Here is a 4,676-nt window from a genome sequence, read left to right as displayed (position 1 = left end):
GCCCCCGCATCCGAACTCCGTTCGGATCTGCTCAAACGCCGCAGGGGCTGAAAGATGTCCTCAAACGCCGGACGGGCTGGATTGGCCTCAGCCGACGAACCGCACAGGTGTACCCGGCGCCGCCTGTGCCGCGGCCGGTAGGTCGGTGGTGCGGACTACCGCCACCACCGGGTAGCCCCCCGTCGTCGGATGGTCGGCCAGGAAGATGACCGGGTGGCCGTTCGGGGGGACCTGGACCGCGCCCAGGACCAGGCCCTCGCTGGGGAGTTCGCGCATGATGGCGCGTTCCAAGGGTGGGCCCTCCGTGCGCAGGCCGATGCGGTTGCTCGTGGCGGAGACACGGTAGGTGCGGGTGGTGAGTGTGGTGCGGGCGTTGTCCGTGAGCCAGTCGGCGCGGGGTCCGGGCGCGATGCGCAGCACCAGCTCCGCGGGCGGCGCGGGCTGCGGGCCGAGGTCCACCGGAGCGTAGGAGGAGACGGCGGCGCCGAGCGGGAGGACCGTGCCGTTCGTGAGCGGGGCCGGGCCCAGGCCCGAGAGCAGGTCCGTCGAGCGGCTGCCGAGCACCGGGTCGACGTCCAGGCCGCCGGAGACGGCGACGTAGGACCGTACGCCTGAAGTGACCGTACCCACGCCGAGCAGTGCGCCCGCGGGGACCCGGACCCGGGCGCCCCAGGCGGCGGGCCGGCCGTCCACCGTCACCGGGCAGGGCGCGCCCGTGACCGCGACCGTCACCGTGCAACGCGGGCGCAGCGCAACGCCGTTGACGGTGGTCTCCAGGAGAGCCGCCTCGGGCGCATTGCCGACGAGGCGGTTCGCGAGGAGGCCGGCGGGGGCGTCGAGCATGCCGGAGGGCGGTACGCCGAGATGGGCGTGGCCGGGGCGGCCGCGGTCCTGGACCGTGGTCAGCGCGCCGGCCCGTACGACGACGAGGGCGCGGTCGGTCATGTGGACACCCCATGGCGGCGGTGGCCTCGGGAGTATCCAGGCGGGGGCGTGGGAAATGCCGGCCCCGCGGGCGCGCTCACGAGGCGTCCCCGTGGATCCGGAACCGTACGGGCGTGCCCGGCGCGAGGAGCGCGGCCGGAGTGCGGGTGTGATCCCACAGGACGGCGTCCGTGCTGCCGATGATCTGCCAGCCGCCGGGCGAGGAGCGTGGATAGACGCCCGTGTACGGGCCGGCCAGGGCCACCGCGCCCGCCGGGACCGAGGGGCGTGGGGTGGGGCGGCGCGGTACCGCGTACCGCTCGGGCAGACCGGTCAGATAGCCGAAACCGGGCGCGAACCCGCAGAAGGCGACGCGGAATGCGAGAGCCGAGTGGATCCGGCCGACCTCGCTGACGGGCACGTCCCAGGCGGCGGCGACGTCGGCCAGGTCGGGGCCGTCGTAGCGGACGGGGATGTCGATCACGTCGCCGGTCGGTGCCGGCGCGGGCGGAATCACGAGTGCGGCCAGGCGGGCCGCGACCTGACGTGGAGGTTCGCCCAGACCGTCGAGGAGCACGGTGCGGGCGGCGGGGATGAGCTCCCGTACCGGCGGAAAGGCGCCTGCCGCGCGGAGCCGTGTCAACTCCGCGTGCAGGGCCTGGGCTTCGGTGCCGCTGTCGAGTTCGACGAGCAGGGCGTCGTCGCCGACGGGGAGGATGCGCCGGGGCGGGGAGGCGTTCACGTGAGGGCTGCCGAAGGTGTTCACGCGAAGACTGCCAAAGGTGTTCATGCGATGACTGCCGAAGGTGTTCACGCGAAGGCCGCCACTTCGATGCCGCTGTCCAAGAGCCGTGCCCGTACGCGGCGGGCGAGGTCCACCGCCCCTGGCGTATCGCCGTGCAGACACAGCGAACGCGCCCTGACCGTGATCCGCCGCCCGTCGAGCGAGGTCACCTGGGAGTCACGGGCCAGACCGAGCGAACGCTCCACGACCGCCGACGGATCGGTGACGACCGCGCCCTCGCGCGTACGGGGCACGAGCGTGCCCTCGTCCGTGTAGGCGCGGTCCGCGAACGCCTCGGGGACCACCGGCAGCCCGGCCTTCGCGGCGACCTCGAGGAAACGCGACCCCGGCAGCCCGAGCACGGGCAGCGGGCCGGCGAGCAGCACACCGTCGACCACCGCGGCGGCCTGCTCCTCGTCGTGCACGATGCGGTTGTACAGCGCGCCGTGCGGCTTCACATACGCGACGCCCGCACCGGCCGCCCGGGCGAACACCTCCAACGCGCCGATCTGGTACGCCACTTCGGCGGCCAGCTCGTCCGCCGGCACATCCATCGCACGGCGCCCGAAGCCGGCCAGATCGCGGTACGAGACCTGCGCGCCGATCCGCACCCCGCGCTCGGCCGCCAGCGCGCAGACCCGGCGCATCGTCGTCGCGTCACCCGCGTGGAAGCCGCAGGCGACGTTGGCGCTGGTGACGATCGAGAGCAGTTGCTCGTCCTCGGTCAGCCGCCAGCGCCCGAAGCCTTCACCGAGGTCGGCGTTGAGATCGATCACAGGACTCACAGGACTCACGGGACTCACAGGACTCACAGGACTCACAGGACTCACAGGGTTCATGTGCCGGGTACGTGCCTTCGGTGTGGAGTGATGGGCGAGCTGCGCTTCAGATGACGCGGTACGTGTCGTCGCGTACGTCCGTGATGAGCATCCGGCCCGGCGCGTGGGTGAGCGCGAACGGCGGCCGTGACTCCATGACCGCGGCCTGCGGAGTCACCCCGCAGCCCCAGAACACCGGGATCTCGTCGGGCCGTATGTCCACGGGATCCCCGAAGTCCGGGCGGTCGAGGTCCTCGATCCCGAGCACCGACGGGTCCCCGCAGTGCACCGGACTGCCGTGCACGGCGGGCAGCAGGGCCGATTCGCGGATCGCCGTGGACAGCTTTTCCGGCGGGACCGGCCGCATGGAGACCACCATGCGGCCGTGCAGCCGTCCCGCGCTGCGGCACGGGCGGTCGGTGAGGTACATCGGCACGTTCCGGTCCTGCTCCAGGTGGCGCATCGGGACGCCCGCGGCGCTGAGCGCGGCCTCGAAGGTGAAGCTGCACCCGATCAGGAACGCCACCAGGTCGTCCCGCCACCACCCGGTCGCCTCGGCGGGCTCGTCGGTCAACTCGCCGTTCTGCCACACCCGGTAGCGCGGCAGATCGGTGCGCAGATCCGCACCGGGCGCCAGGCGGGTGCGCCAGGAGCCGGCCTCGGTGACGTCGAGCACCGGGCAGGGCTTGGGGTTGCGCTGGCAGAACAGGAGCATGTCGTACGCCCAGTCCGCGGGCACCGCGATCAGGTTGGCCTGGGTGTGGCCGGGCGCCCAGCCCGCCGTCGGTTCGTCGGCGCCCACGCGGAAGTGGGCACGGGCTGCCTTCGGGATGCGCCGGTGGATCGGCAACTGCCGCTCGGCGTAAGGCGATACGGGTCGTGTCATGTCAGCTCCCGGCCGCGCGTCTCGGGCAGGCCGAACAGGGCGATCACCGCGATGCCGTACGCCATCGCGCCGAAGATCAGCGCGCCGCCGACGCCCCAGCTGTCCGACAGGAAGCCGACCAGGGTCGGGAAGATGGCGCCCACCCCGCGTCCGGCGTTGTACGTGAAGCCCTGGCCGGTGCCGCGTACGGCCGTCGGGTAGAGCTCGGCGAGGAAGGAACCGAAGCCGCTGAAGATCGCCGACATGCAGAAGCCGAGGGGGAAACTCACCAGGAGCAGCAGCCCGTTGGAGCCCTCGGGGATGGAGCCGAAGGCGAGGATGCACAGCGCGGAAAGGACGGCGAACAGGGCGATGTTGCGTTTGCGGCCGAGTACGTCGGTGAGATAGCCGCCGGTCAGATAGCCGATGAAGGCGCCCGAGATCAGGACGGCCAGATAGCCGCCCGTGCCGACGACGGTCAGGCCGCGCTCGGTCTTGAGGAAGGTCGGCACCCAAGTGGCCAGGGTGTAGTAGCCGCCCTGGACGCCCGTGGAGAGCAGACCGGCGAAGAGCGTGGTGCGCAGCAGGCCCGGCTTGAAGATGGCGGTGAAGCTTCCCTTGTCGGGACTCCTCTTGCGGGCTTCGGCGGCCTCGGGGGCGTCCTGGACGTTACGGCGCACATAGAGCACGAGCAGCGCGGGCAGCGCGCCCGTCCAGAACATGACGCGCCAGGCGAGGTCGTCGCCGAGGAACTGGAAGACCAGCGTGTAGACGATCACGGCCAGACCCCAGCCCGCCGCCCAGGCGCTCTGGATGGCGCCCAGGGTGCGGCCGCGGTGCTTGGCGCTCGCGTACTCGGCGACGAGGATCGCGCCGACCGCCCACTCACCGCCGAAGCCCAGGCCTTGCAGGGCGCGGAAGACCATCAATGTCTCGTAGTTGGGCGCGAAACCGCAGGCCACGGTGAAGACGGCGTACGTCACGACCGTCACGATCAGCGCCTGCACGCGGCCTATGCGGTCGGCCAGCACGCCGGCGAGTGCTCCGCCCACGGCGGAGACGACCAGGGTGACGGTGGTGAAGAGTCCGGTCTGTCCGTTGTTCAGACCGAAGTAGGCCGCGATCGCGACCATGCTCAGCGGCAGCGTGAAGTAGTCGTAACTGTCCAGCGCATAGCCGCCGAACGCACCGCCGAAGGCGCGGCGGCCGCGCGGTCCGAGTGCCCTGAACCAAGCCAACGGGCCCTGGTCGTCGGCGAGTTCGGGGGTGGGGTGCGGGGGAGCGG

The 4,676-nt window shown here is 72.0% G+C and carries 5 protein-coding genes; all 5 read right to left on the bottom strand.

Annotated features, from left to right (window positions below; translation table 11 throughout):
- Window positions 1-87: 87 nt before the first annotated feature.
- Window positions 88-945, bottom strand: coding sequence for a 5-oxoprolinase subunit C family protein (locus G6045_RS39400; RefSeq protein WP_165337053.1), 858 nt, complete (start codon window positions 943-945; stop codon window positions 88-90).
- A 76-nt stretch (window positions 946-1,021) separates the two neighbouring features.
- The gene (locus G6045_RS39395) at window positions 1,022-1,714 is read right to left on the bottom strand and encodes a 5-oxoprolinase subunit B family protein (protein WP_165337052.1); all 693 of its coding nucleotides are present in this window, start codon (window positions 1,712-1,714) and stop codon (window positions 1,022-1,024) included.
- 20 nt (window positions 1,715-1,734) lie between these two features.
- Window positions 1,735-2,484, bottom strand: a complete 750-nt coding sequence (locus tag G6045_RS39390) for a LamB/YcsF family protein (protein WP_328708079.1) — start codon at window positions 2,482-2,484, stop codon at window positions 1,735-1,737.
- Between the two features lie 109 nt (window positions 2,485-2,593).
- Complete coding sequence (locus tag G6045_RS39385) at window positions 2,594-3,412, bottom strand: putative hydro-lyase (RefSeq protein ID WP_165337050.1); 819 nt, start codon at window positions 3,410-3,412, stop codon at window positions 2,594-2,596.
- The coding region (locus G6045_RS39380) for an MFS transporter (RefSeq protein ID WP_165337049.1) at window positions 3,409-4,676 on the bottom strand (1,268 nt) is incomplete at its 5' end. The genes G6045_RS39380 and G6045_RS39385, both read right to left, overlap by 4 nt.

It is taken from the genome of Streptomyces mesophilus (assembly GCF_011044995.1).
Taxonomy (GTDB): domain Bacteria; phylum Actinomycetota; class Actinomycetes; order Streptomycetales; family Streptomycetaceae; genus Streptomyces; species Streptomyces mesophilus.
This window is presented reverse-complemented; position numbering and strand designations above follow the sequence as displayed.